General features: G+C 43.7%; 18 protein-coding genes, 1 tRNA gene and 1 other RNA gene. 13 read left to right on the forward strand and 7 right to left on the reverse strand.

Annotated features, from left to right (window positions below; genetic code table 11):
• Positions 1-103: 103 nt before the first annotated feature.
• Positions 104-188 (reverse strand) — tRNA-Tyr (locus IJ23_RS00005).
• Positions 189-472: 284 nt separating this feature from the next.
• Between IJ23_RS00005 and IJ23_RS00010 the strand changes: the two genes are divergently transcribed.
• Together IJ23_RS00010 and vmeF are read left to right on the forward strand one after the other, a co-directional pair.
• Positions 473-1561, forward strand: coding sequence for an efflux RND transporter periplasmic adaptor subunit (locus IJ23_RS00010; protein ID WP_033905031.1), 1089 nt, complete (start codon positions 473-475; stop codon positions 1559-1561).
• Complete coding sequence (gene vmeF / locus IJ23_RS00015) at positions 1561-4674, forward strand: multidrug efflux RND transporter permease subunit VmeF (RefSeq protein WP_033905032.1); 3114 nt, start codon at positions 1561-1563, stop codon at positions 4672-4674. The genes IJ23_RS00010 and vmeF overlap by 1 nt, the downstream gene beginning before the upstream one ends.
• A gap of 80 nt (positions 4675-4754) precedes the next feature.
• On the opposite strand, the gene IJ23_RS00020 is transcribed toward vmeF, so the two are convergent.
• A complete protein-coding gene (locus IJ23_RS00020; protein WP_033905033.1) occupies positions 4755-5330 on the reverse strand; it encodes a porin family protein in 576 nt (191 codons plus the stop codon).
• A 214-nt stretch (positions 5331-5544) separates the two neighbouring features.
• Between IJ23_RS00020 and IJ23_RS00025 the strand changes: the two genes are divergently transcribed.
• Complete coding sequence (locus tag IJ23_RS00025; RefSeq protein WP_005378586.1) at positions 5545-5862, forward strand: DUF1244 domain-containing protein; 318 nt, start codon at positions 5545-5547, stop codon at positions 5860-5862.
• Positions 5863-5923: 61 nt separating this feature from the next.
• Here the strand turns inward: IJ23_RS00025 and IJ23_RS00030 are convergent, their stop codons facing one another.
• Entirely contained in the window at positions 5924-7018 is a 1095-nt protein-coding gene (locus IJ23_RS00030) for a PLP-dependent cysteine synthase family protein (protein ID WP_005389952.1), read from the reverse strand.
• A 140-nt stretch (positions 7019-7158) separates the two neighbouring features.
• Between IJ23_RS00030 and IJ23_RS00035 the strand changes: the two genes are divergently transcribed.
• Together IJ23_RS00035 and IJ23_RS00040 are read left to right on the forward strand one after the other, a co-directional pair.
• Positions 7159-7623, forward strand: a complete 465-nt coding sequence (locus tag IJ23_RS00035; RefSeq protein ID WP_025998626.1) for an Lrp/AsnC family transcriptional regulator — start codon at positions 7159-7161, stop codon at positions 7621-7623.
• A gap of 456 nt (positions 7624-8079) precedes the next feature.
• The gene (locus IJ23_RS00040) at positions 8080-11121 is read left to right on the forward strand and encodes a hypothetical protein (RefSeq protein ID WP_033905034.1); all 3042 of its coding nucleotides are present in this window, start codon (positions 8080-8082) and stop codon (positions 11119-11121) included.
• A 68-nt stretch (positions 11122-11189) separates the two neighbouring features.
• On the opposite strand, the gene tesB is transcribed toward IJ23_RS00040, so the two are convergent.
• On the reverse strand, positions 11190-12050 hold the full coding sequence (gene tesB, locus IJ23_RS00045; protein WP_033905035.1) for an acyl-CoA thioesterase II: 861 nt from the start codon (positions 12048-12050) through the stop codon (positions 11190-11192).
• Between the two features lie 240 nt (positions 12051-12290).
• Here tesB and IJ23_RS00050 point away from each other — a divergent pair, with 240 nt between their 5' ends.
• Complete coding sequence (locus tag IJ23_RS00050) at positions 12291-12725, forward strand: YbaY family lipoprotein (protein ID WP_005378572.1); 435 nt, start codon at positions 12291-12293, stop codon at positions 12723-12725.
• Positions 12726-12755: 30 nt separating this feature from the next.
• Here IJ23_RS00050 and IJ23_RS00055 read toward each other — a convergent pair whose 3' ends face one another.
• Positions 12756-13058 carry a DNA base-flipping protein gene (locus IJ23_RS00055; RefSeq protein ID WP_033905036.1) on the reverse strand — a complete coding sequence of 101 codons (303 nt, stop codon included), beginning with the start codon at positions 13056-13058 and terminating at the stop codon, positions 12756-12758.
• 257 nt (positions 13059-13315) lie between these two features.
• Here IJ23_RS00055 and IJ23_RS00060 point away from each other — a divergent pair, with 257 nt between their 5' ends.
• The 7 genes from IJ23_RS00060 (at position 13316) to udp (ending at position 21615) form a co-directional block, all read left to right on the forward strand.
• Complete coding sequence (locus IJ23_RS00060) at positions 13316-14059, forward strand: hypothetical protein (RefSeq protein WP_005389942.1); 744 nt, start codon at positions 13316-13318, stop codon at positions 14057-14059.
• 152 nt (positions 14060-14211) lie between these two features.
• The gene (locus IJ23_RS00065; protein ID WP_033905037.1) at positions 14212-16215 is read left to right on the forward strand and encodes a GGDEF domain-containing protein; all 2004 of its coding nucleotides are present in this window, start codon (positions 14212-14214) and stop codon (positions 16213-16215) included.
• A 137-nt stretch (positions 16216-16352) separates the two neighbouring features.
• An RNA gene (gene ffs / locus IJ23_RS23785) (signal recognition particle sRNA small type) lies at positions 16353-16449 on the forward strand.
• Between the two features lie 212 nt (positions 16450-16661).
• Positions 16662-17396, forward strand: a complete 735-nt coding sequence (locus tag IJ23_RS00070; RefSeq protein WP_033905038.1) for an RNA methyltransferase — start codon at positions 16662-16664, stop codon at positions 17394-17396.
• A 247-nt stretch (positions 17397-17643) separates the two neighbouring features.
• Positions 17644-18063, forward strand: coding sequence for a CBS domain-containing protein (locus IJ23_RS00075; protein WP_005378483.1), 420 nt, complete (start codon positions 17644-17646; stop codon positions 18061-18063).
• A 172-nt stretch (positions 18064-18235) separates the two neighbouring features.
• Complete coding sequence (locus IJ23_RS00080) at positions 18236-20542, forward strand: zinc/cadmium/mercury/lead-transporting ATPase (protein WP_033905039.1); 2307 nt, start codon at positions 18236-18238, stop codon at positions 20540-20542.
• 314 nt (positions 20543-20856) lie between these two features.
• Positions 20857-21615, forward strand: a complete 759-nt coding sequence (gene udp / locus IJ23_RS00085; protein ID WP_005378479.1) for a uridine phosphorylase — start codon at positions 20857-20859, stop codon at positions 21613-21615.
• A 157-nt stretch (positions 21616-21772) separates the two neighbouring features.
• Here udp and IJ23_RS00090 read toward each other — a convergent pair whose 3' ends face one another.
• Both IJ23_RS00090 and IJ23_RS00095 read right to left on the reverse strand, forming a co-directional pair.
• A complete protein-coding gene (locus IJ23_RS00090; RefSeq protein ID WP_005378476.1) occupies positions 21773-22933 on the reverse strand; it encodes a DUF1887 family protein in 1161 nt (386 codons plus the stop codon).
• A 163-nt stretch (positions 22934-23096) separates the two neighbouring features.
• Positions 23097-25088, reverse strand: a complete 1992-nt coding sequence (locus tag IJ23_RS00095) for a methyl-accepting chemotaxis protein (protein ID WP_033905040.1) — start codon at positions 25086-25088, stop codon at positions 23097-23099.
• Between the last annotated feature and the right edge of the window lie 128 nt (positions 25089-25216).

The raw sequence follows: 25216 nt of genomic DNA on the forward strand, positions 1-25216 counted from the left end.
GGCCACTCGGGAACCCCTCCAGGGTGTTTATACTTAAAAGTTAGTTTCCCAACCTAGCTTTCAAGTTGTTCTCACGTTTAAAGGAAAAACATAAGAAAGAATATGGTGGAGGGGGACGGATTCGAACCATCGAAGGCAGTGCCGGCAGATTTACAGTCTGCTCCCTTTGGCCACTCGGGAACCCCTCCAGAGGATTTTTATACTTAGTAAGATGTTTTCCCAACTCATCTCCCAAGTGCGGAGCGAATCATAGCAAACTCGCTCAGGCTGTAAAGCGTTTTTCTTACGTTTTTACGTTGAATGCTGTCTTTTTGGGCAAAGATGGTAGAAAGTCAGCGTTTTGTTTGTCCTTTGAACAGAAGAGAAGCGCGCTTTTTACTTGAATTTACACTACTTGACGTTAAACACCGTATCTACTGATAAACTGTAAGCAGTTTAATGACATAAGTTTATTCGTTTAGAAGTCAATATCATGAGCATGAAAGCCACGTTATCTGTTTTAACGCTTTCTATATTACTGAGTTCTCCATCGGTTTGCGCTGCGATGCGAGGAGGCTCAGCGGTTACTGTTGTGACTGAACAAGTAGAAACGCACGAGATCAATCAATCCTTAACTCTTATCGGCAAATTAAAGGCAGCGGAGTCTGTGGTTGTCGCATCGGAAGTCGCCGGCAAAGTGAATCAAATCGCTGTTAAAGCGAATCAAAATGTCCAGCAAGACCAGTTATTAATTAAGTTAGATGACGATAAGGCTCAAGCCGCTTTGATTGAGGCAAAGGCGTATCTAAAAGATGAACAGCGTAAGTTAAAAGAGTTCCAACGTTTGGTTAAGCGGAATGCGATTACTCAAACTGAAATCGATGCACAAAAAGCCAGTGTTGAAATAGCACAAGCGAGGCTAGATGCTGCTCAAGCCAATTTAGCTGATCTCCATATTACTGCTCCATTTTCTGGCACTGTTGGTTTTATCGATTTTAGCCGCGGCAAAATGGTCAGTGCGGGTACTGAACTTTTGACGTTGGATGATCTTTCCGTCATGGAACTGGATTTGCAAGTACCGGAGCGCTATTTATCGATGCTTTCTATTGGTATGGAAGTCATCGCTAAAACCAGTGCATGGGGTAGCCAGATCTTTACTGGTCAAGTCACAGGTATTGATACGCGTATCAGCGCCGAAACACTGAATCTTCGCGTGCGTATTGAGTTTGATAACCCAGAAAATCAATTGAAGCCGGGCATGTTGATGAACGCTTCACTAGCATTTCCTGCTATTAAGGCGCCAATCATTCCTGTTCAAGCGCTTGAATACTCCGGAACTAAACGTTTTGTATATGTAATTGATGAAAACAACAAAGCTACTCGTCAAGAAGTGTCGCTAGGTGCTCGTGTTGGTAACGAGGTGGTGATCGAATCTGGTGTTGAGATTGGTGACAAGATTGTGGTTCAAGGCATTGTTAACATGCGTGATGGTGTCGAAGTGAAAGAAATTGTCGCGCCACTAAAAGCGAACACCACGGATGTGACACGCAATGACAGTGAATCGGATGAGGAAGAAAACTAATGTTACTGTCCGACGTTTCAGTTAAACGCCCTGTCGCGGCGTTGGTTCTGAGCATGCTGTTGTGTGTGTTTGGCTTTGTGTCATTCACCAAATTAGCCGTTCGTGAAATGCCTGATATAGAAAGCCCAGTCGTTTCTATCAGTACGCGTTATGAGGGTGCATCGGCGACTATTATTGAAAGCCAAATTACCTCCGTTTTGGAAGACCAGCTTTCTGGGATCAGTGGAGTTGATGAAATTAGCTCCACTACTCGTAACAGCATGTCGCGTATCACGATCACGTTTGAGTTAGGTTACGATCTCAACACAGGTGTGAGCGACGTGCGTGATGCCGTAGCTCGTGCTCAGCGCTCGCTACCTGATGAAGCGGATGACCCTATTGTTTATAAGAACAATGGCTCGGGAGAGGCGTCGCTCTACATCAATCTCAGTTCTGCAGAGATGGACCGTACTCAATTAACGGATTATGCCGAACGTGTATTGATGGACCGCTTTAGCCTGATCTCTGGGGTTAGCTCCATTGATCTCTCCGGTGGTTTGTACAAGGTCATGTACGTGAAGCTTAAGCCAGAACTAATGGCTGGACGTTCAGTTACAGCTTCGGACATTACATCAGCTTTACGAAGTGAGAACCTAGAAAGCCCAGGTGGTGAAGTTCGCAACGACTCAACAGTAATGTCCGTGCGTACGGCTCGTACTTATAACACGCCTGAAGATTTTCAATATCTTGTCATTAAACGCGCAAGCGACAATACACCTATCTATTTAAAAGATGTAGCAGATGTCTTCATTGGTGCAGAAAACGAAAACTCAACCTTCAAAAGTGATGGTGTAGTAAACATCAGTCTTGGTGTGGTACCGCAGTCAGACGCAAACCCGTTAGAGGTTGCGAAGCTGGTTAGGTCTGAAGTCGATAACATCCAGAAGTTCTTACCAGAAGGTACACGTCTTGCGATAGATTACGACGCGACAGTGTTTATCGAGCGTTCAATCGAAGAGGTGTACAGCACGCTATTTATCACGGGCGGCTTGGTGATTTTGGTATTGTACATTTTCATCGGCCAAGCTCGTGCAACCTTAATTCCTGCGGTTACGGTTCCTGTTTCTCTGATTTCTTCGTTCATTGCCGCGTACTACTTTGGGTTTTCTATCAACTTGATCACCTTGATGGCGTTGATATTATCGATTGGTTTGGTGGTGGATGACGCAATTGTGGTTGTAGAGAATATCTTCCACCATATTGAACGCGGTGAATCGCCATTACTCGCCGCATATAAAGGCACAAGAGAGGTTGGTTTTGCTGTTATAGCAACAACATTAGTGCTGGTGATGGTGTTCTTACCGATCTCCTTTATGGATGGCATGGTAGGTCTACTATTTACAGAGTTTTCTGTATTGCTGGCTATGTCGGTCATATTCTCCTCTTTGATTGCCCTGACGCTGACGCCTGTATTAGGTAGTCAGATTTTGAAAGCGAATGTAAATCCAAATCGATTCAATGAAGCAGTTGATCGCTTGTTTAGCAAGCTTGAGAGTGGCTATCGCGCATTATTGAAAGGCGCATTAAAAGTACGTTGGGCTGCTCCCCTGGTGATTCTAGCTTGTTTGGGCGGTAGCTATTTCTTGATGAATCAGGTACCGGCCCAGCTGACCCCACAAGAAGATCGCGGTGTGATATTCGCGTTTGTGCGCGGTGCAGATGCTACGTCGTACAATCGTATGTCAGCCAATATGGATATTGTCGAAGACCGATTGATGCCATTACTAGGGCAAGGTTATCTGAAGTCATTCAGTATCCAAACGCCAGCGTTTGGTGGCCAGGCAGGAGACCAGACAGGCTTTGTGATCATGATTCTAGAAGATTGGAACGAACGTGATATCACGGCTCAGCAAGCCCTTAACAAAGTACGGAAAGAATTGGCGGGTATCCCAGATGTTCGAGTGTTCCCATTTATGCCAGGTTTCCAAGGTGGTTCGAGTGAGCCAGTTCAGTTCGTATTAGGCGGCTCTGATTACGATGAGCTCGTTGTTTGGGCTGAAATGCTAAAGAACAAAGCAGAAGAATCACCAATGATGGAAGGAGCAGAGATAGATTACTCGGAAAAAACGCCTGAGTTATTGGTTACAGTTGACCGACAGCGTGCCGCAGAGCTAGGAGTCAGTGTTAAAGACATTTCTGACACCCTAGAAATCATGCTCGGTGGTAAAAGCGAAACGACTTATGTTGAGCGTGGCGAAGAGTACGATGTGTATCTTCGCGGTGATGAAAATAGCTTTAATAATGCTGCAGATTTAAGTCAGATTTATCTGCGCACGAATAGCGGTCAGCTAGTGACGTTAGATGCGGTCACAAAAATTGAAGAAGTGGCGGCCTCTATTCGTCTTTCTCACTACAACAAACAGAAGTCCATCACTATTACTGCCAACCTGTCGGAAGGTTATACATTAGGAGACGCGCTGAATTACCTAGACCAGGAAGCCATCGACAACTTACCGGGTGACATTTCGGTGAGTTATTCGGGGGAGTCGAAAGACTTTAAAGAGAACCAAGCAAGTGTTGCTGTTGTGTTTGCATTGGCACTACTAGTGGCGTATCTCGTGTTGGCGGCTCAGTTTGAAAGCTTCGTAAACCCGTTAGTGGTCATGTTTACGGTGCCGATGGGTGTATTTGGTGGCTTCCTTGGTTTGGTTATTATGGGCCAAGGTATGAATATTTATAGCCAGATCGGCATGATCATGTTGATTGGTATGGTGACGAAAAACGGTATTTTGATCGTAGAATTTGCCAATCAGCTACGTGATCGTGGCGTTGGGTTTGAAAAAGCGATCATTGATGCAGCTGCGCGACGTCTACGTCCAATCTTGATGACTGCGTTTACCACACTTGCTGGCGCAATTCCGTTGATAGTATCGACAGGGGCGGGTTATGAGAGCCGTATTGCCGTGGGTACGGTTATCTTTTTCGGGATGGGGTTTGCGACATTGGTGACCTTGTTTGTTATCCCGGCAATGTACCGATTGATTTCGGCGAAAACACAAGCACCAGGTCATGTAGAAGCAGAGTTAAACAAAGCAATTAGCCATGATACGAAGGGCCGTATAGCGCACCCTTAAATCAAACGTTAAAACATAAAAGCCGAGGTAATAACCTCGGCTTCTCTTTATCGGTTTAAAGTTAGCTCGGAAGCGTTCGATTAGAAGCGTTTCCCTAGGCTGATTTGTACACCTTCGTAGCTGTCGTAAAAATCTTCAAAACCCATATCCGCGACATTATAAATGTACTCTGCGCGTAACCAGATATCTGTACTCATATCCCAATGGACACCAGCACCGATGTTGAATAGTGCGCCTGAATCATCTGTGACTTTTTGTTCGTTTGGTACGTACATTTCGGCTTGAGTGCCAAGCGCTGTTACGCGACCGAATAGTGATAGTGGCGTATCGCCTAAGTCATCACTCGTTACAACAGCAGACATACCTGCTTGGTAATAGTGAAGATCTAAGTCAGTTTTTAGAGCATCGTTCTTAAGTTCATTTTGTGAATAGCGCAGAACCCCTTCAAACGCGAGGTATTGGTTTACATGGTAACCCCAGCCAACTGTGATATGTGGTGTTGACCACTCATTGTCTCTATCCGAGCCGAAATACGGTGTATCAAAACCAACGTTACCAGTACCCAGATAAAAATAAGATTGATGAGCTTGTTCTTGAGCAGCTAAAGTTGGCACGCTAATGGTCAAGGCAGACAATAATAGAATGGCGTTTTTCATAACTAGACGATAACCTTGGTAAAAGACCGTTGTAATGATTTGTTTAAATGTTAATTTAATCAATAGGATGGATGGTAATTATCATATCAGCTTTTATCAAAGGTAGTGATTTTAGAATGGGAATTGTTGCGCTAAAGCATACTTATTACTCATGACTACCGACTAACTAGATATGGTGACGAAAGCTAGCTAAAGAAGAGAGAAGGAAAGGAAAGTGGCTGAATTCAAATACAAAAACTTGACTCAAGAAGAACAAGATAAGTTAGACGCGGCGACATTTCGCCGTTTATTGGCGCATTTAGATGCCAACAAAGACGTACAAAACATCGACCTGATGATCCTTGCGGGCTTCTGTCGCAACTGCTTTAGCAAATGGTATAAATCTGAGGCTGAAAATCTCGGTTTGGATTTAGATATTGATGACGCTCGCGAACGTGTTTACGGCATGACTTACGATGAATGGAAACAAAATCATCAACCAGCGGCAACGCCAGAACAATTGGCTGCGTTTGAAGCGCGCCAGAAAAAGTAAAACCCAACGATAAAAACAGCCCGCATGAAGTTGGGCTGTTTTTTAAAGTCCAGTTTGCACGTTAAGCGTTAGTTGAGCCGCAACAAGCTGGCTCAACGCAACCTTTTGCTTGAATGACTTCGAGTTGAGCTAAGTAAGGTTGAATATCGCCGATGTTCTCTTTTACCCATGTTAAGTCATAATACGTATCTAGGTAACGCTCTCCAGAATCACATAGAAGCGTCACGATAGAACCCTTCTCACCGCGTTGTTTCATCTCACAAGCCAATTGCAGCACACCGTAAAGATTGGTGCCTGTTGATGCGCCGACTTTACGCCCAATCAGCTGAGATACCCAATGGGCGGTTGCCACACTGGCTGCGTCTGGAATTTTGCGCATTTCATCAATGACACCAGCAATAAAACTTGGTTCGACACGTGGTCGCCCGATACCTTCAATTTTGCTGCCAGTATCGCCTTTCAATGAGTGATTTCCTGACTGGAAAGCATCGTAAAACACTGAGTTTTCAGGGTCTACCACGCAAAGCTTAGTGTCGTATTTTTGGTAACGAATAAAACGGCCAATGGTTGCTGATGTGCCGCCTGTTCCAGGACTCATCACTACCCAGCTAGGAATCGGGTGATCTTCTAACTCCATTTGGCTAAAGATAGAGTTCGCGATGTTGTTGTTACCGCGCCAGTCAGTAGCACGTTCAGCATAAGTAAACTGGTCCATGTAGTGACCATTTAGCTCTTGAGCCAAGCGTCGAGACTCGTCATAAATCTGATCTGATCGTTCAACAAGGTGCGCTTTACCACCGTAAAATTCAATTTGTTCGATCTTTTTACGTGCAGTGGTTTTCGGCATAACAGCAATGAACGGTAAGCCAAGTAAACGCGCAAAATACGCTTCCGAAACGGCAGTGCTGCCTGAGGACGCCTCGATTACAGTGGTTTCAGGACCAATCCATCCATTACAAATAGCATAAAGAAACAATGAGCGCGCCAATCGATGCTTAAGAGAGCCTGTAGGGTGCGTACTCTCATCTTTTAGATAGATATCGATACCATCAAGAGAAGGTAGTTCGAGTTTAAATAAGTGAGTATCAGCAGAACGTTGGAAGTCTGCTTCAATTTTACGCACTGCATTGTTGATCCAATTGTGGTCAGTACACATGGCGTCTCTCCTTGGGAAATCGATAGATAAGTATTAGATAGGGATAATTTATCTATAATTTCCGAGAAAAACTTTGCTATTGTTACTCTTAATAAAGATACCTGTAGAAAAATTTTCTACATTTTATGGGTTTTATAGAAATGAGCTTAGATCGAATAGATAAGCAGCTGCTTGCTTTACTACAAACCGACAGCACCTTGTCATTAAATGACGTGGCTGAGCGAGTCAATCTTACTACAACACCATGCTGGAAGCGCTTGAAAAGGTTGGAAGAAGAGGGCTACATCGAAAAACGCGTGGCGTTGTTAAGTGCAGAAAAGCTCGAGCTATCTTTCATTGCATTTGTTCAGTTAAAAACGATTGATCATTCCGAAGGTTGGTATCACCATTTTGTTACAACTGTGAGTGACTTTCCTGAGGTAATGGAGTTTTATCGTATGGCTGGCGAGTATGACTACATGATGAAAGTACTAGTCAAAGATATGAAGTGTTTTGACGAATTCTATAAGCGGTTAGTTAATAGCGTAAAAGGGCTATCTAATGTGACTTCAACATTTGCTATGGAGTCCATTAAATACACAACAGAGTTACCAATCCTAAAATAACTCGCCCTATAAGAATTCTATCTAATGTTAATTCTACCTTTTAGTATTTTAAATGTTAAAAGGTAGTTTGATTATGATTTTAAAACTATTTCCTATCAGATTTTCATAAATATAAACGATATTTATTCTCTCTTCTATTTTTCATTAACCATTTGTTTTTACAGTCCATTAATCCTGTACATCATAATGAAAGAAAAAATAACGCAATTTTTTCTCTTTCTTTTTCATGTTTTATTTTATTGAATATTAATTTTTACTAAATTAATGGAAGAGTTTGATTTAAACGTTTGCTTTTTGTGTTTTCATGTAATTTGGTCGCTATTTTTGAGTATTTGTTTTTAGGATGAATACAGTAGCAATTACTTAAGTAATAAAGTACTCAAAAATGGGGATAGTGATTAATAAAACATCGTATTATTATCGCCCCATCTTGTATGTAACAAAGTATTACTAAAAATGAACAGAAATTACTATTTGCTTTTTCTCGCAGCTTTACTTGCTGGCTGTGGCGGTGGGGGAGACTCTAAGCCGAACAATACGAAGACACCAACTACGATAACAAAGCAGAACCGTCCGCAATTAAAAGTGGAAGACACGGTATTGAAGTTTGAAGGAGTGGGAACGGTTACTGAAGCAAAACTGAGCAATGTACATGGGTCGGTTTCTTACCAAGTCATTGATTCTAATCCGCAAAATGTCGTGAAAATTAATGACTCAGGAATACTACAAATTCTGCGCCCAGGAACGGCGACTATTCTTGCTACAGATAGTAGCTCTGCTTATGAATCTTCTGAAGCAAGATTTTCTGTGACTGTAGAGCGAGGCATCAATACTGAACTTTCAGTGAGTGATCTGAATTTCAATGCGATTGAGTCAGAAGGAAAAGCGTTGATCGTCCGTGGCCAAAAAGGCGAACTGAGTTATGAGGTAGAAAGTGGTCATAACTTGATTCGTGTTGATGAGAACGGTTCGGTATATTCATTAGGTTCAGTTGGTCAGGCATCGGTGCTGATTACTGATTCAGGTAACGACTTTTACTTGCCGAAACAAGTTCGCGCTACGGTTAAACTGCATGCAGTAGCTCCGGGGCAATTACAGTTCGCTTTGCTTGAAGACGAGTATCGAGAAGGGTTGACGTTAGAACCAGTGCGTCTAGATAAAGCTCAAACGCAACGTATTTCTTACAAAATCATAAATAGCGTACCAGACAGCAAGGTGGCCGAGTTGCTAGACCCTGAAACGGGTTTGCTTCTTGTTCATAATGTTGGGCAATTAACGGTTGAAGCGACTGCAACTTACAGCGACGCGTTTCTAGATAAACAGCAAACAGCGCAATTTTTTGTGGATATAAAACAAGGTAAGCGTCAAGAAATCAGGGCAGCGGATATCGTCACAACTTATGAGGAAGGTGGACGAATTTTCCCTAAGGTGACGAACGCCTACGGTGACTATGAGCTGAGAATCATTCGTGGTGAAGACGTTGTTGCTAAAACCGAAAATGGTGAAGCATTACTGATCAAAGGTGTTGGTGCTGCTGAAGTGGAAATTTACGAGCATGACATGCGTAATTATCCTGCAAGCAAAACTCGTTTTGATCTTGAAGTTAATCGCGCGCCTCATCCCGTTATAAAAGACATTGAAATGCCGCTTACCTATCAACCAAATCTTTCAATCCCTCTGGCGTTTAAAGGGCAAAAAGGTAACGTAAATCTAGTTAGCAGCTTACCTAATGGCTTACGAATGACTGACGGCAAGTTGGAGGTAGTGACTGCGGGTGAGTACGACCTTAAGTTTGAAGACGATGGTGGGGAGTTCTACCAACCTATTCAATTTAATGTCGTCATTAAAGTAGCAAAGGCTGAAGGCCAACCCATGGCAACGCACGATTATGACGTTGTATACAGCAACAAATACAGTTTTGATCTTCACCGTGATTTTGGTTTGAGTGCTGACGAGCAAATTGAGATTGTAGATAACACCGCACCAGATGTTGTCGGTGGTTTTAGTGAAGGACGTCTCCATGTGTATAAAGCGGGTAAAGCGACGCTAACTGTGCGCAGAAAAGAGAGCGCGAATTATACTGTTGGTCCTGATCAAAAAGTCTACGTGACAATTTTGAGTGCGCCGAGCCGAATTGAAGTTCAATCCGATGTGGAAGAGATTTGGAAGGTTGGCCAAACATTTGTTGCGCCGAAAATCTCTGGTACGGTTGGGGAAGTTACGTACCGATTTGCAGACAACGCTGCAACAGATGTGGTTTCCTTAAACAGCCAAACGGGTGCCATGCAAATTCTTAACGCGGGTAGCACAAAAATTATTGTTTCGGATGCGGGGGACGACAAAGTGGATCCGGGTGAAAGTAGTTTCTCGGTCACGATTAAACAAGGCACAAACCCTGTATCGGTTACTTACCCAACGGTAGAATTCTCCGCTGGTAGTGTTATCTCACCAGTGATGAGTGGTGGGACTGCGAAGGCAAGTTACCGTCTTATTAACCAAAAAGATCCTGTGGTCGAGCTAGTTTCCCCTGATACGGGGCGTTTGAAGATTTTGCACGCAGGCGAGTACCAAGTAGAGGTTACTCTTACTGGACGCAACTACAAAGCTAAAACAATCGTCGTAAATGGCACTATTAACAAAGCGAATCACCCTGGTTTAAGTGCTTCTACAATGAAGGTGGAATTTGAACCATTTAAAAAGGTTAAGCTAGACTTTGGTACACCAATAGGAAACCGCAGCTATCAAATATCCAGCTCAACAATTAAAGGAGTCGCTTCATTAGATGTTGATAAGGAAGAGCTGACGTTACTTGACCTCCCGCCAGTAAAAAGACGTTGGATTTCTCTCGACGTTTCTGAAGGAGAATCTCGAGATTACAAAGCGTTGGAAAGTAAGAAAGTCCAGCTGTATCTAAGCTTTGCAGATGAAGGTGTTGCGGATCAATATACATTGCTTGAAACTGAACAAACAGTATTGTTTAGCACGCTAAATGCACGTGAGTTTTCTAACTTAGAAGAAAGTGAGTTTGGTTTGATGAACGTTCGTTCAGTGCGTGAGCCAACGGACGAAGAATTGAAACTATACGGCAAAGGTAAGATTGCACTACTTGCATTCAAGCCGGTGGGTAACGATGACCAAACTCTAATAAAAGGAGCGTGGGTACACTTAGCTCGATTTGATGGATGTACATCAGAGCTGTTCGAAGATGATCTCAAGCCTTTTGAAGCAATTGACTATGATGACCCAGGGTACTGCACCAACGGCAGCACGATTCGTATGACTCGGTTCTTAGTAATTGATGACTCGAAGATGGAAAAGGTAGAGTATGAGTTAGTAGCACCTGTGATTACTTACCGTCGTGGGGTTCGTGAATTTTTAGCAACGAATAAAGGTGGATTCTATGCCGACCCAAATGTCATTTACGGGAAAGGCGAATATGGTTACCCGAAATCACTTTACGAATGGTCGGTTGTTAACATGAAGTATCAACCAAATTAATCATCGTTTGATACCCATTAAAAAAGGAGTGCGGAACAGCACTCCTTTTTTCGTGTAACGAACACGAGCTATTTCGTGTAGCGCATCACCCCTTCTTGCACGGCGGTCGCCACTAAGTGACCTTGCTGGTTGTATATTTCGCCTCGGACCAACCCACGAGTATTGCTCGCCGTTGGGCTCTCTATCGCATATAGAAGCCATTCATCCATCTTAAACGTACGATGGAACCAGATAGAGTGGTCAATGGTGGCCACTTGAAAGTTAGGCGTCATTAATGAGACTTCATGTGGATGCATTGCTGTCACAAGGAATCCCCAATCGGATGCGTAGGCCAGAAGGTACTGGTGAATTAGCTGATTCTCTGGCATTTCACCATTAGCACGAATCCAAAGGTACTGTTTGGGTTCTGCTTTTTTGGGCTTCAAAGGGTTGATAACCGTAACGGGGCGAGTTTCGATTGGCTTTTCCCCGCAAAATGTTTTGCGTAAGCGTTTGGGTAGAAATTCTGCAATATGGCTTGCGAGCTCACTCTCTGAGGCAAAGTTTTCTGGACCAGGGATATCTGGCATTTCTTTTTGATGATCAAACCCAGGTTGATCGCCATGGTAGGATGCGGTTAGGTAAAAAATAGGGCGTCCATTTTGAATTGCTTTTACGCGTCTAGTGCTAAAGCTACGGCCATCTCTCAGATTTTCTACGTCATAAATAATAGGTTTTTCTGGATCGCCAGGGTACAAAAAATAGCTATGGAAGGAGTGTACCGTGCGTGTTTCTTCAACGGTGTAGCGCGCAGCAGAAAGTGCTTGCCCAATTACTTGACCGCCATAAACTTGAGGCAAACCTAGGTTTTCACTTTGGCCACGAAACAAGCCTTCTTCTAATTTTTCGAGTTGTAGTAGGCTGAGCAATTCTCGTAGTGGTTTACTCATTGTGTCTCCTCACCGTTGTCTTTCATTCCAAGTTACCTCAACAGCCTCACTCTTGTGAAGTGGCATAGTTAAGAACTATTGAGTAACTTAGAAATAGTATTGTTCCAATTATGAAACAAAATCAATTGTTTGATAAATTCTAACTCAGTCAAACTATTGTCAAATAAAATGACAGGAAGCAGACAGTTTTATATTCCACACCTATAATTGCTTCGGTTTAATGCTCTTTTCGAGGAATATATGAAAAAAACACTACTACTTGTTACTTCTCTACTCTTTGGGGCTGCGTTAGTGGGTTGCCAAACTTCTCAAAATACAGAAATGGAATCTACAGAGGCGTCAATGAAGACGATTACAGGTACAGTGGCTTATCGCGAGCGGATTGCCTTGCCACCAAACGCAGTGGTTACTATTGCGTTAGAAGATGTGTCCTTGGCGGATGCGCCAGCAAAAGTGTTGGCGAAACAGACATTCGAAACAGAAGGTAAGCAAGTTCCTCTTTCTTTTGAGTTGAGTTACGACAGCAATGAAATCAAACCAAACCATCGTTACAGCGTTCGTGCTCGCATTGAGGTAGATGGAAAGCTGCGTTTTATCAGCGACACACATAACGGTGTTATTACAGATGAAGCACAAACTCACCAATTAGATATTCGTCTAGTTGGAACACGTTAATACGACGTACTGAGAACAAAAAATGGCAGCTTAAGGCTGCCATTTGTATTTTTTAAGTGAAGTTTTGCCAACTTCCGAGACTTCAATCCCTTCTGCTTCTAATTTCTTTTTTTGTCGCTCTAAGTCTCTGCCTTTTAAAGATATTTTTCCTTGGCTATTTACCACTCTAAACCAGGGGAGTTTGCTGTCTTCTGGTAGGTTACCCAGTGCTTTACCAACATGTCTCGCATAGCCCGGATAACCGGCCATTTTTGCAATTTCCCCATAGGTGGAGACTTTTCCTTTTGGAATTTGGTGAATTACAGCAAAGATTTGCGCTAAAAATTGGTCCATACTCAAAAGTGTCTATTTTGGATTACTAAGGAATGGTAAACCATTGGACTTGTATATTGCTAACGGTTCTTAACCCTTGTGTTGTCAGCGACTCACTTTGAAGAATTACATTTTCTGTTCTTTAGTGTCGTTGGTTGATGAGCCTTAAACAGCATGAAGCAAACGCAAGCTAAGCTTGAATCTAGACCCTCTCAACGACTTTCAATCCCAGTTTTTGCCGTTGAGTTACCAAGTAGGTGGGGAAGCCAGGAGGCGCTATGATTTTATCGACACTTCAATTTTTCGTTACGACCTTACTCGCTGTTGTCTGCGTTCGGGCGATGAGTTTGAGCGAGGGTGACATTCCCGTTCTTGCACTTATGATCCCCGCGCTGTGGGTTCTGCCACAAGGTGGGTTCGCTGGCTTAGTATTGCTGGGCGCGATGATGGCTTTTGGTGCGACACTCTCAATGCAGCCAATTGCTTTGTCGGTTGGTGTTTTGATCCTTTTCCCACTTTTAATGGTGGTGTTTTCTCGTAGAAGCTCTTTAGGCGTGTTGCTCACCGCTGGTCTTATTGTACTTACACTGCAAGTTGGTCTTATGGTCACACAGCAAGGCGGTAAGCTGGATGGGTCTGCTTGGGTTACAGTGGTTCAAACCATTGCGGTTATGGCGATGTGGTGGTCGGCTGCGCATTGGACGCCATCCAATAAACACAGCTGGTGGCCGTTGTTTTTGTTGCTCCCTTTGTGGATTGCAGGCCTACCGTACGCCGTTCTTATGGCGTTAAGTTTGACGGGAATGTTAGCGTCAATGGAAGCACTTGCGAAGCTTCAACATACCATTCGTTGGAGCAAATTATTATGTTGGACATTGCCGACTGTGGGTTTTGCCGCTTTAGTCGTCAGCCCGACCACGGATGTGCCAAACCCTGTTTTCGTGGTTTGGATCTGTTTGTTAGGGACGGCTTGGATGACTGACTATATTTTACGTAGTAGCGATGAACAGGCTGAATTATGAGTTTTTAGTCAGGTAAAAAGTGACATGTGCGGCAGAGTATCGAATTGGTTGTGGAACAAAATGGAGATTAGTATATGTTCTTCATTTCATATTTACTACACTTCCAATAATAATAACCACAATATAAGTGGTTGATTTAAGATAAGTTTGTCATGACAACTTTTGCTCGAACACTGTTGCTTTTTGCATGTTGCCTCTTGAGTTTGAATGTAAAAGCCGAAGCCCCTTTAATTGCTCATTATAAAGTCGCGACTGAAGCGGATGATGTCGTCACTCGTGTTCTTTTCAATGCTGCTTCAAAGGAGTTTGGCTTTACCGTTCAATACGTAAACTACTCCAGCTTTGATGCCATTCTAAATTCAGTAGCGAATGGGGAAGCGGACTTTGCTGCGAATATCACTTACACACAAGAACGTGCTCAACGTTTTAGTTATTCCCGCCCAACAAATATCGAATATACCTACCTCTTTGGCTTAAAAGATTCGACGTTGAGTGATATTTCGCGTGTTGGCGTCCCCAAAGATACAGTTTATGCCCAATTACTTAAACAACACTACCCTGGTCTAGAACAGATCTCTTATCAAGGTCACGAACAAGCAGTAACACTGCTACGTTCAGGTGCTGTGGACGGCGTTGTCGATGCCATTAACCAGCTCAAGCCGATGCTGATGGAGGGGTTTGACGCCAAGATGCTCAATGATCAGATTTCGATAAAGCCCGTATCCATCATCAGTAAAAAAGATCATCATCTTGAGGAGTTGGACACGTTCGCTACGTTTATTCACGGGGAAGCGGTGCAAAAGCAGCTTCGCGAAGAAATTTCCCAGTATCAATTTGAATTAAGGCGAGCAGCGTTGCGTGATTCTATTCGTTTATTACCCCTTGATTTTAATGAACCAATACGGATTAAGCTCGAATCTATCTTTCCATATGTTGTATACAACGCAGATGGTAGTGTCGAAGGGATGACGGCTGATGTAGTCCTGAGAAGTTGTGAGATCTTGGCTTTAAACTGCTTGATCATTAGTGAGCCTGGTGAAAGCTGGGGTTCTATGTACCATGAGTTTATCCAAGGTAATTTCGAAATTTTGGCGCCGTTAACGGTCAGCCGTGAGCGGCGCGCATTTAGCTACTTTCCAAAGTCCCATTACGCGCCAGCATCGGTGATGGTCAAGCGTTTAGGTTACAAACCGAGCACATACTCTCATGTTTCACAGTTGATATCTGAGCAGATTGGCGTAGTTAAGGATGACTTTTTCGATCAAATGATGACGCAACTGTTACCGCTAAAAGAACTCAAACGTTATCGTACTCAACAAGAGCTCATTCAGGGGCTATTAAATGAAGAAGTCGATTACATTCCGATGGATACGGCGATGCTCAATCATTTTTTACGTCTCAGTGAATTGGTTCCGATAGAGCAGGATACCGCTATTGGTGAGTTTTATGAGTCACAACTCTCTGTTGGATTGGTCGCGAATGAAAAAGGAGCCATGCTTGCGCCTTTCTTCAGTCGAGCGATAGCGATGTTAGAAGTTGATAAGATCATTGCTCAGTACGATGTACGCCCAGATTGGCGTACCGCACTTGAATATGATATTCGATTAGCGACGCAAACACAAGCTGTGTTTATCTTTGTGTTATTGTTTGCTATTTGTGTTTCGCTTTATCTTTACCGTCAATCTAACACTGACAACTTAACAGGGTTAAGGAATCGTCGTGCGTTGCAAGTAAAGTATCGAAAAGGAGTAAACAAAGATCTATCCATACTTTACTTAGACATTAATCATTTCAAACGAATCAATGACACTTATGGGCATCGCGCTGGGGACGAAGTTTTACAACTACTGGCACTAAAAATTCATTATGTCTGGTCGGGAAGATGTTATCGAATTGGAGGGGATGAGTTCATATTACTGGGTTATCCTACGCAAGCTGAGTTAACTAGAGCAATGAGAGAGCTCAGTAGAATCGATGTGAAAGGCAAATTATGTAGTGATTTGGAGTCTATAAGTATCTCTATTGGTTTCTCTGCAAAAAGGGAACGGCACATGAGCTTAGAGCAAGCGATGCATTTGGCTGATGAAGACATGTACATGAGTAAGCAGTCCTCACGGCACGACTCCTCTTATCGTGACTGTACGGTTTCATCATAAAGGAATGAATTGATCGAGTTTTGTCCAAACGGTAATGAAATGATGAAATTCAAGGTTTTTGCTCTTGCATTATGAGAGCTGATACTGAATAATCGCCCCATCGATTGAGGCAAGACCTCTCGAAAAGAATTATGGGGCTCTGGTCCTCTCGCAACAATAGCTCGTGAACTCGGTCAGGTCCGGAAGGAAGCAGCCGCAGCGTGTGACTTGTGTGCCGGGATGTGGCTGGGGTCCCACCCTTTGAAAGCCCTGCGTTATCGCAGGGCTTTTTTCGTTTTTGAGCCTTCTTTTATTTTGGCTACGCTTGGTGTTCAACGTCTTCTGATGATCAAGCTTCTTGAGGTTATTTAGGTATAATTTATAATCTCATCCGCTCGATACCGAACTTTCGTGAAGATTGTTTAGGGTACGCTCGTCGAATAACCATTTTCACCTGGGATACTTTAATGATTTCAAAAAACCAATTAAAACTGCTTCGTGCTTTAGGTCAAAAGAAACAGCGTAAAGCGCATGGCTTATTCCTAGTTCAGGGTGAAAAGAACGTACTAGAGCTAGCAAGTAGTTCATTGAAGGTGAAGCAGGTTTTTGCAACAGCGGCATTTCTCGAACAAAATGCTGGTACGCTAAATCGTTTTGATTGTGTTGAAGCATCGCTTGATGAATTGACCAAAGCGAGCACGCTTGTGAGCAATAATGCGGCCATTGCTGTGGTTGAAATTCCGAGTGTAAAAGAGCCTCAAGCGAAAGGCTTGATGATTGCGCTAGATGGTGTATCCGACCCTGGTAATCTAGGTACGATTATTCGTGTTGCAGACTGGTATGGCATCAAGCACATTATTGCGAGTACAGATTGTGCTGATCCTTATAATCCTAAAACGATCAGTGCGACCATGGGCAGCTTTGGCCGCGTACAAGTGAGTTTGGTGGATTTGCCAAGTTATTTGGAACACGCCAAATTGCCAGTATATGGCGCGTTTTTGGAGGGAGAGAGCGTTCATAAAACGGATTTCGCTGCTGAAGGTATTTTGTTGATGGGCAGCGAATCTCATGGTGTGGGCGAAGCCGCAGCAAAATTCGTGACAGATAAGATCACGATTCCGGCGTTTGGCGGTGCCGAATCACTGAATGTCGCGATGGCGACTGGCATTATTTTAGACAACATGCGCCGCCAACATAGCTAACGCAACAATTACTTAATAACAAAGCCAGTCAATTTGACTGGCTTTGTTGTATTTATTGCCTAGAAAAATCAGCCTGGCTGAATCTTGCGTTTAACGAAATACAGTGAATGTTGTTCGGTGAGTTAATTTTGTTTTAGTTCAATAGGCTGTGCCTATAAATAAAATTACTCCTTTCCATTTAGTAAAATCAGGAAATTAGGCGACACTTATCTAAAGGCCGCAATAAAATGCCCTTAAGGAGATAAGAATGCATTCATTAAAAGTAAAAGATTACATGACGTTGCAAGCGGTGACTTTCACGAAAGATATGTCACTTTCGGCAGCTTTAAACAAAGTAATGCAAAGTGTCACACTAGGTGGCCCTGTCATTGATGAAAATGAAAAAGTGGTTGGGTTTTTATCGGAGCAAGACTTATTAGATAAGTTGGTGAAAGCAAGTTATCACTGCCAAGATACACATACGGTACAAGAGTGTATGCATGATGATGTCTTATCTGTTTCTCCAGAAATGTCAGTAATTGAACTGGCTGACATGATGAAAGTTGGAAAGCCGAAAATGTATCCAGTGGTGGATGGCAAAGGTAAGTTGGTTGGTGTTATCACAAGAAGAGACGTGCTGCGTGCCATAGGAATGACATTAAATGAGTGTTTTAAGCATCCCGTTTAACCTCTCTGTTTAAACTTTACGGAATATTGCTTTTAAACTGGTTTGGAAAGACGCTTCGGCGTCTTTTTTATTTTCTATCGCCGAACTGTACAAATTTATCTTGACCTTGGAGCTTACTCTAAGGTTTATCCTTAGCAATAGGTAAATCACCGATACCAATAAGGAAAAAATTATGTGTACAAAACATCAAGGTTGCCAATCTAGCAAAATCAAAACTGCGGTGCCGCTTGGTGCAAGCGAGTCATGCTGTGCGCCAGTAAAATCTTCGCTCAATATCTCTCAGGCCAGTGTTGATGTTTCTGAAAGCTCTTGCTGTAGTGGAGGAGGCTGCAGCGTAGATACAGGCGAGGAAGACGATCCCACAAGGGAGAGTAATTCCTCCGTTCGGAACGCTTGGCTTGTGTCAGGTATGGATTGCCCATCTTGTGCGCAAAAGCTTGAGAAAGCCATTACGTCTTTACAAGGCGTCAGCCAAGCCAAGGTTTTGTTTGCAACAGAAAAACTGGTCGTCGATTTTGATGGTCTAGAGCTGATAGCTACGATAGAGCAGACAGCCCAAAAAACGGGTTTCCCGCTCTCTTCACTGGATGCTCCAAAACCAAGCACTACAAAGAAAGGCTGGCTTGGCGTCATAAGAGACAACATCCAAATTCTCTCGATTGCTGGTGCAATGGCTACTGCGGCAGTAATTTCTAAGATCGACCCTCAAATAAGCGCTTGGTTATTCACTTTGACGTGTTTACTTGGTTTATACCCAATCGCGCTCAAAGCATTTAAGTTGGCGCGTAGCGGTACGCCTTTTGCGATTGAAACGTTAATGAGTGTAGCGGCGCTCGGCGCTTTATATTTAGGTGAAACCGCCGAAGCCGCAATGGTGTTATTGCTTTTCCTTATTGGTGAAAAGTTAGAAGCATATGCATCATCTCGCGCGCGAAGCGGTGTCCAGGCGTTAATGGACTTAGTCCCAGAAAATTCAATTTTAATAATTGATGGTGAACGTAAAGAAGTACCAGCTGCTCAGCTTAAACCAGGGGATATCATAGAAGTCGCACCCGGAGGTCGTTTGCCTGCCGACGGTGTTTTGCAAGATGCGCTTGCGAGTTTTGACGAAAGTGCGTTAACGGGAGAATCTGTTCCCGTTGAGCATCAAACCGGTGGCAAAGTGATGGCCGGGGCTGTGGTTGTCGATAAAGTGGTTCGTTTACAGGTGACTTCCCGTCAGGGCGAGAATGCGATAGATCGAATTCTTCATTTGATTGAAGAAGCAGAATCCCGTAAGGCACCATTAGAACGCTTTCTTGATAAATTTAGCCGTTGGTATACGCCACTAATGATGTTGGTGTCTCTGATGGTTATCGTTACGCCGCCATTACTATTTGCCCAACCGTGGGAAACGTGGATCTATCGAGGACTCGCCCTGCTGTTGATTGCTTGTCCATGTGCATTAGTAATTTCAACGCCTGCGGCGATCACTTCTGGCTTGGCGGCAGCTGCTAAGCGGGGCGCATTGATCAAAGGTGGTGCGGCGCTTGAGTTGCTTGGCAAGGTTGAGTCTGTCGCATTTGATAAAACTGGGACACTGACGCAAGGTAAACCAGAAGTGACCGACGTCTTTGCTTTTGATATGGATGAAGACAAGTTACTTAGCCTAACTGCGTCAATCGAGGTTGGTTCAAGTCATCCTCTAGCGGTTTCTTTAGTTACCAAAGTGCAAGAGCAGGGGCTTACTATTCCTGAAGCGTTGGATAAAACCGCGCAAGTAGGCTCTGGTGTCACAGGTTACGTCGATGGAAAAATGGTCCAAGTGGTCACGCCTTCAAAGGCAGACTTTCCACTTTCTCAACAAGCCAAAGAGCAAGTGGTTACGTTGGAACAACAAGGTAAAACGGTTGTCATTGTGCGTTTCGATGACGAGGTCATTGGCGTGATCGCATGGCAAGATACATTGCGCTCAGATGCCCAGCAAGCCATCGCAATGTTGAAGGAACTTGGGGTCACGTCGGTGATGCTAACGGGTGACAACCCGAGAAGTGCAGAAGCAATGGCAAATAGAATAGGCTTGGATTATAAAGCGAGTTTGTTACCTGCAGACAAGGTGCATTACGTCGAGAAGCTATCACAACAACATACCGTTGCGATGGTGGGAGACGGTATCAATGATGCTCCAGCCATGAAAGCTTCGAGTATCGGCATTGCGATGGGAGGCGGTACGGATGTTGCACTCGAGACTGCTGATGCGGCGTTAACACACAACCGTTTGATTGAGCTACCTGCCATGATAGAACTGTCGCGTGCGACGCTAAGTAACATTCGTCAGAATGTCGCGTTAGCGCTAGGTTTGAAAGGTGTATTCTTAGTGACAAGTTTACTTGGTGTTACTGGGTTGTGGGTTGCTGTATTAGCCGACAGTGGTGCAACAGCACTGGTGACATTGAATGCGTTGAGATTACTTCGTTTTGAGTCCAAGCAGATCAAATAACTGACCTAACCATTGATCCCACTCATTAATAGCCCGAGGCATTCGTGTATCGGGCTTTTTTTAACCGTATTCACCTGATGCGATCAGACGTTTTTCTCGTCCTTGAAATCACGCATTGCTATGCAACAAAATGATCTAATGCCCCTTGAAGTGTGATCAATACCAGTTTTGTTTGAAATTTCATTTTCATTACATTTTGTCATTGTGATTGTGATCACTCTATGTTGGTGAAAGGTTCGCTACAGTGCATCTGTACCCAATAACTGATTAATGAGCTTATTGTTCATAAAATAAGCCACAATAAGGAGCGACTTATGTCTCAAGCTGTATTCCATTTAGGTGTTACTGAAGCTGATCTTAATGGTGCGACTCTAGCGATCATTCCTGGTGACCCAGCGCGTGTTCAAAAAATCGCAGAACAAATGGAAAATCCAGTATTTCTAGCAAGCCATCGTGAATACACGCTATACCGTGCAGAGTTAGACGGTAAACCTGTTGTGGTTTGTTCTACAGGTATTGGTGGTCCTTCTACCTCTATCGCAGTTGAGGAATTGGCACAGCTTGGTGTTCGTACTTTCCTACGTGTTGGTACAACGGGTGCAATTCAACCACATGTAAACGTGGGTGACATGATCGTAACGACGGGGTCAGTTCGTCTTGACGGTGCGAGCCTACACTTTGCTCCTATGGAATTCCCAGCAGTTGCTGACTTTGAAGTAGCAACCGCAATGAAAGCAGCGGTAGAAGAGTCTGGCGCTACAGTTCACATGGGTGTGACTGCATCAAGCGACACGTTCTACCCTGGTCAAGAACGTTACGATACGTTCTCTGGTCGTGTTGTTAAGCGTTTCCAAGGCTCTATGCAAGAATGGCAAGACATGGGCGTACTTAACTTCGAGATGGAGTCGGCAACACTGCTAACAATGTGTGCGAGCTCTGGTTTAAAAGCGGGTTGTGTGGCAGGTGTTATCATCAACCGTACACAAAAAGAGATTCCAGATCATTCAACTCTGAAAGAAACGGAAGCGCGTTCAATTAAAGTGGTTGTAGAAGCAGCGCGTAAAATGCTTTAAGCCCCTATAGTTGGCATTTAAACAAACAGAAAAAACCAGAGGCTAACCTCTGGTTTTTTTCTAGTTATAGAAATGCGTACAGCTAAAATTTAGGTATAAAAAAAGCAGCATTAATGCTGCTTTTTATCGTTGTGAATTTTAGCTTTTCTTAATGGCACTATATCTCGTCTGAACCGCCCGCGTCTTTAAACCAAGCAGTTAAGTGCGTTCTTAAATCTTTAAGCTCATCAGGGCCAATCAGGGCTAGTCCTAAGTCTTCAGCACGAGTAATGTCATTGTGACGAAGAGGACGGAAGCTCACCAACATTGCGCGCGCTTGTAAGCCACCTAATAGATCGCGAAGCGATTCTAACTTATATAAAGTATCGTCGCCGTCATCTCTCATGCCTTTGGTTTTGCACTCGATGATGTGCAGCTTGTTGTTTACAACTGTTGCGACATCTAACTCATTGCGTACTTCACTTTCACCAAGTTTGCGATAAACCTGAACATTTAACGATCGATCTTGGATCGTCGGCATGGTGTCTTGGATTTGCTTCACGGTGCTGTGAACCAAAGTTTCTAACCACTCACCGTTTGAAAAGCGTCGAGCATCTTCATCTGCAAACGTTAAAACGCCATTCTCATAGGTGGCGATTTCTGCTTCTACTAAATCTGAAAGCAACATGTTTAGCTCACGGTAGCCCTGCTGTTTTTCGGAGAGCTCGACATCAAGCTTTTGTTCTTTGCGGCATGTGGTTGCAAGGTAGTTAAGTGTTGCTAGACCTGGCCCAAGCTCAAGCGCATTTGAGGCCCATCGTTCACCAAGTTCATACAATTTTTTATCAAGAAGAGGTGGTAAATCAACGTGGTGAAATTCGCCGCGTGCACCAAAGATAGTGAGGTAATCTGCAATCGTAATGTGATCTTCGACTTGGGTATCTTCTTTGCCATCAGGGTATAACCAACAAAGCTTATCGCTACTAGGCTCAACCACAAAAATTGGCCAGCGATAGGTACGGAAAACTTCGTACACCGACAACAAGCGATGACGAAGACCACAGCTCGCGTTCAATTTTACATCTTCGCCGCGTTCATGGAGATCTTTTGCCAGTTTTTGAATTGCTTGTTTGATCAGAGATGTATTAACAGCGGATGGAATTTCAAAAAATTCAGAAGTAATTTCTCGTTGATCTAAAACGGCACTCAGTCGGTCAAATATATCTAACTGGCTCTTGTCTCCGATGAAGACGATATGTGTGCTTAGCGTACGATTATCTAATAGAGGAGTGACCAATCTCACTGGGTCTTGGTCGATAATACCAACATGAACAGCCATAGATTTTCCTTTTTATGAGGCCGCTCGAAAAGAGTTGTGCAAGGGGATGAGCTGGCCTTATTAATCATATGTAGACATGGCCGACAAAAAACAAGGGCGACTTAACAAAAAGTCGCCCTTATACAGTTGATTGCACTAATTAATGCTCTTAATTATAAAGTATTTATAACTTAAATCGGTGGACCAATTCATTTTGCTGATGAGCCAAGTGGGTCAGTGATTCACTGGTTTGTGCGATATTCGACATGGCTTGGAAACTTTCATCGGCGATGCTGTTGATATCTTCGATGCTGCGAGCAATGTCTGTTGATGTTTCACTTTGCTCTGCTGCTGCTTGTGAAATGTGCGTACTCATTTGGCTGATTTCGATGATTAGCGCCTGGATCTCTTCCATTGAGCTGTTCGCTTTTGACGCTTGCTCAACCGACATCTCCATATCGCTCATACAGCTTTGTATGACTTGGTTTGCCGATTGTGAGCTAGATTGCAGATTACTGATCATGGATTCAATTTCAGTGGTTGATTGAGTCGTTCTTGATGCGAGTACTCGTACTTCATCTGCCACTACCGCGAAGCCGCGACCTTGTTCACCAGCGCGAGCCGCTTCAATTGCCGCGTTCAATGCCAGTAGGTTGGTTTGCTCCGCAATGTTGCGGATCACATCAAGGATAGACCCAATTTGACCACTCATCTTTTGTAGCTCAGAAACTGCGGAGACCGATTCGTTCAAACGTGTTTCTAGTTGATTAATGGTTGAGATGTTACTGCTCATAACATTTCTGCCTTCTTCAGAGGCAGATTCGACGCGTTGCACCATTTCTAGCGAGCCTTGCGCACTTTGCGCGACTTCCTGCACTGAATGAGACATTTCTGTCATCGCGGTAGCGACGTTTGCCGTTTGTTCGCGTTGAGAGCTCAATTTAATTTGTGCTTGCGAAGAGGTGCGTTCGTTGGTTGTCGCGGTTGACGATAGGTTTTCTGACGCTTCGTTGAGTTTCACCAAGATCTCGTGAAGGTTGTCGGCGAGTGAGTTAATGTGTCCACTCACACGGCTGAATTCGTTGTTATAGCGAATATCGATACGCTGTGTCATATCACCTTCAGTCAGGCCTTCTAACACTTTTAGAATACGAGTCAACGGCTCGCGAACGCTTTGTGCGATGTGGTAGCCAATCGCTGTCGCGAGTAAAACGACAATAACGCCAATGATGATGGCTTTCGTTACACCGGCCGAATATATGTCACCTGCATCTGCCAATGATTCATTGAGCTTATCTGTTGCGGTTGTCGTAAATTGCTCAAGAATCGCCATGGTTGAATCCACTTTATTTGCTAGGTTGGCGATATTGTTATACAAAGCGGCGCGAGCATTGAGGTAATTATTATGTTGGTCTAGCACACCGCCACGCATACCGACGTCACGAGTAAATTGCTCTACAGATTCGCCAAATGCTTTTTCTAGCTCAGGAAGCTGAGTCACCAACCCGCGGAATGCGTAATTCAAGTGCGTTACTGCTTTGCGGTTTTTAGCTACGGCTTGCGTAACAAACTCAGGGTTGGAACTGGCGAGGGCATCAGAGGTAATTACTTCGGCATCTTTTAACTTGATAAAGTAGCTCTTTGCCATGACTTTGACAGAAATGCTGGTTTGATCTGCCACATATTCTTTAAGACCAACCGAAAGTTCGGTATTCAGTTTTTGGAAGCGGCGTGAGGATTTTTGCACTTCTTCTTGAGCCGCAAACATTGCTTCGTAGTTGTCCATGGCCTCTAGAGCTTCTGTAAAATAGCTCTGCTCTAACGTTTTTAACTGTGAAAACGGTTCGGCAAGAGAAGGGTAGATTTGGCTTGCGGTTTTCAGTTGAGCCAATGTGGATTCGAAGCGCTGTTGAGATCTAGCAAATTCCTGACGCATTTCATCCATGCGTTGTTTATTCTCTGTCGTCAGGAAGTCTTTAAATGATTTGTCGGCAGAAAGCAGCTCAACACTGGTTTGATTAGATAACGATACCAACGGTAGGGATGATTTAGAAACCGTGCCAAATTTTCCGTGAATATCACTCATTCCTCCCATCATAATGGCAATTGTGACGGCAAATAGGATGATGATCAGTGCAAAGCCGGCATACATCCTTTTAATAACTGAACCTCGCATAAGTGAGCTTCCTCTCCCAAAAATAGACAAGCTACCCAAGCATTTTTGAGTTTACTTGGGTATAAAAATAATAATTGTCTTAAAAAAGTAACAAAATTCATTGGATTGTATTCAGTTTGTGACGCGCA

It is taken from the genome of Vibrio sp. OY15 (genome assembly GCF_000742455.1).
Classification (GTDB): Bacteria; Pseudomonadota; Gammaproteobacteria; order Enterobacterales; family Vibrionaceae; genus Vibrio; species Vibrio alginolyticus.

Excerpts from the sequence above, each read along its gene's own strand:
- IJ23_RS00060 (WP_005389942.1), top strand. The coding sequence starts at position 13,316 with ATGATTTTATCGACACTTCAATTTTTCGTTACGACCTTACTCGCTGTT.
- udp (WP_005378479.1), top strand. The coding sequence starts at position 20,857 with ATGTCTCAAGCTGTATTCCATTTAGGTGTTACTGAAGCTGATCTTAAT.
- IJ23_RS00070 (WP_033905038.1), top strand. The coding sequence starts at position 16,662 with ATGATTTCAAAAAACCAATTAAAACTGCTTCGTGCTTTAGGTCAAAAG.
- IJ23_RS00020 (WP_033905033.1), bottom strand. The coding sequence starts at position 5,330 with ATGAAAAACGCCATTCTATTATTGTCTGCCTTGACCATTAGCGTGCCA.
- IJ23_RS00080 (WP_033905039.1), top strand. The coding sequence starts at position 18,236 with ATGTGTACAAAACATCAAGGTTGCCAATCTAGCAAAATCAAAACTGCG.
- IJ23_RS00040 (WP_033905034.1), top strand. The coding sequence starts at position 8,080 with ATGAACAGAAATTACTATTTGCTTTTTCTCGCAGCTTTACTTGCTGGC.
- IJ23_RS00075 (WP_005378483.1), top strand. The coding sequence starts at position 17,644 with ATGCATTCATTAAAAGTAAAAGATTACATGACGTTGCAAGCGGTGACT.
- IJ23_RS00050 (WP_005378572.1), top strand. The coding sequence starts at position 12,291 with ATGAAAAAAACACTACTACTTGTTACTTCTCTACTCTTTGGGGCTGCG.
- IJ23_RS00095 (WP_033905040.1), bottom strand. The coding sequence starts at position 25,088 with ATGCGAGGTTCAGTTATTAAAAGGATGTATGCCGGCTTTGCACTGATC.
- IJ23_RS00010 (WP_033905031.1), top strand. The coding sequence starts at position 473 with ATGAGCATGAAAGCCACGTTATCTGTTTTAACGCTTTCTATATTACTG.
- vmeF (WP_033905032.1), top strand. The coding sequence starts at position 1,561 with ATGTTACTGTCCGACGTTTCAGTTAAACGCCCTGTCGCGGCGTTGGTT.
- tesB (WP_033905035.1), bottom strand. The coding sequence starts at position 12,050 with ATGAGTAAACCACTACGAGAATTGCTCAGCCTACTACAACTCGAAAAA.
- IJ23_RS00035 (WP_025998626.1), top strand. The coding sequence starts at position 7,159 with ATGAGCTTAGATCGAATAGATAAGCAGCTGCTTGCTTTACTACAAACC.
- IJ23_RS00090 (WP_005378476.1), bottom strand. The coding sequence starts at position 22,933 with ATGGCTGTTCATGTTGGTATTATCGACCAAGACCCAGTGAGATTGGTC.
- IJ23_RS00030 (WP_005389952.1), bottom strand. The coding sequence starts at position 7,018 with ATGTGTACTGACCACAATTGGATCAACAATGCAGTGCGTAAAATTGAA.
- IJ23_RS00065 (WP_033905037.1), top strand. The coding sequence starts at position 14,212 with ATGACAACTTTTGCTCGAACACTGTTGCTTTTTGCATGTTGCCTCTTG.
- IJ23_RS00055 (WP_033905036.1), bottom strand. The coding sequence starts at position 13,058 with ATGGACCAATTTTTAGCGCAAATCTTTGCTGTAATTCACCAAATTCCA.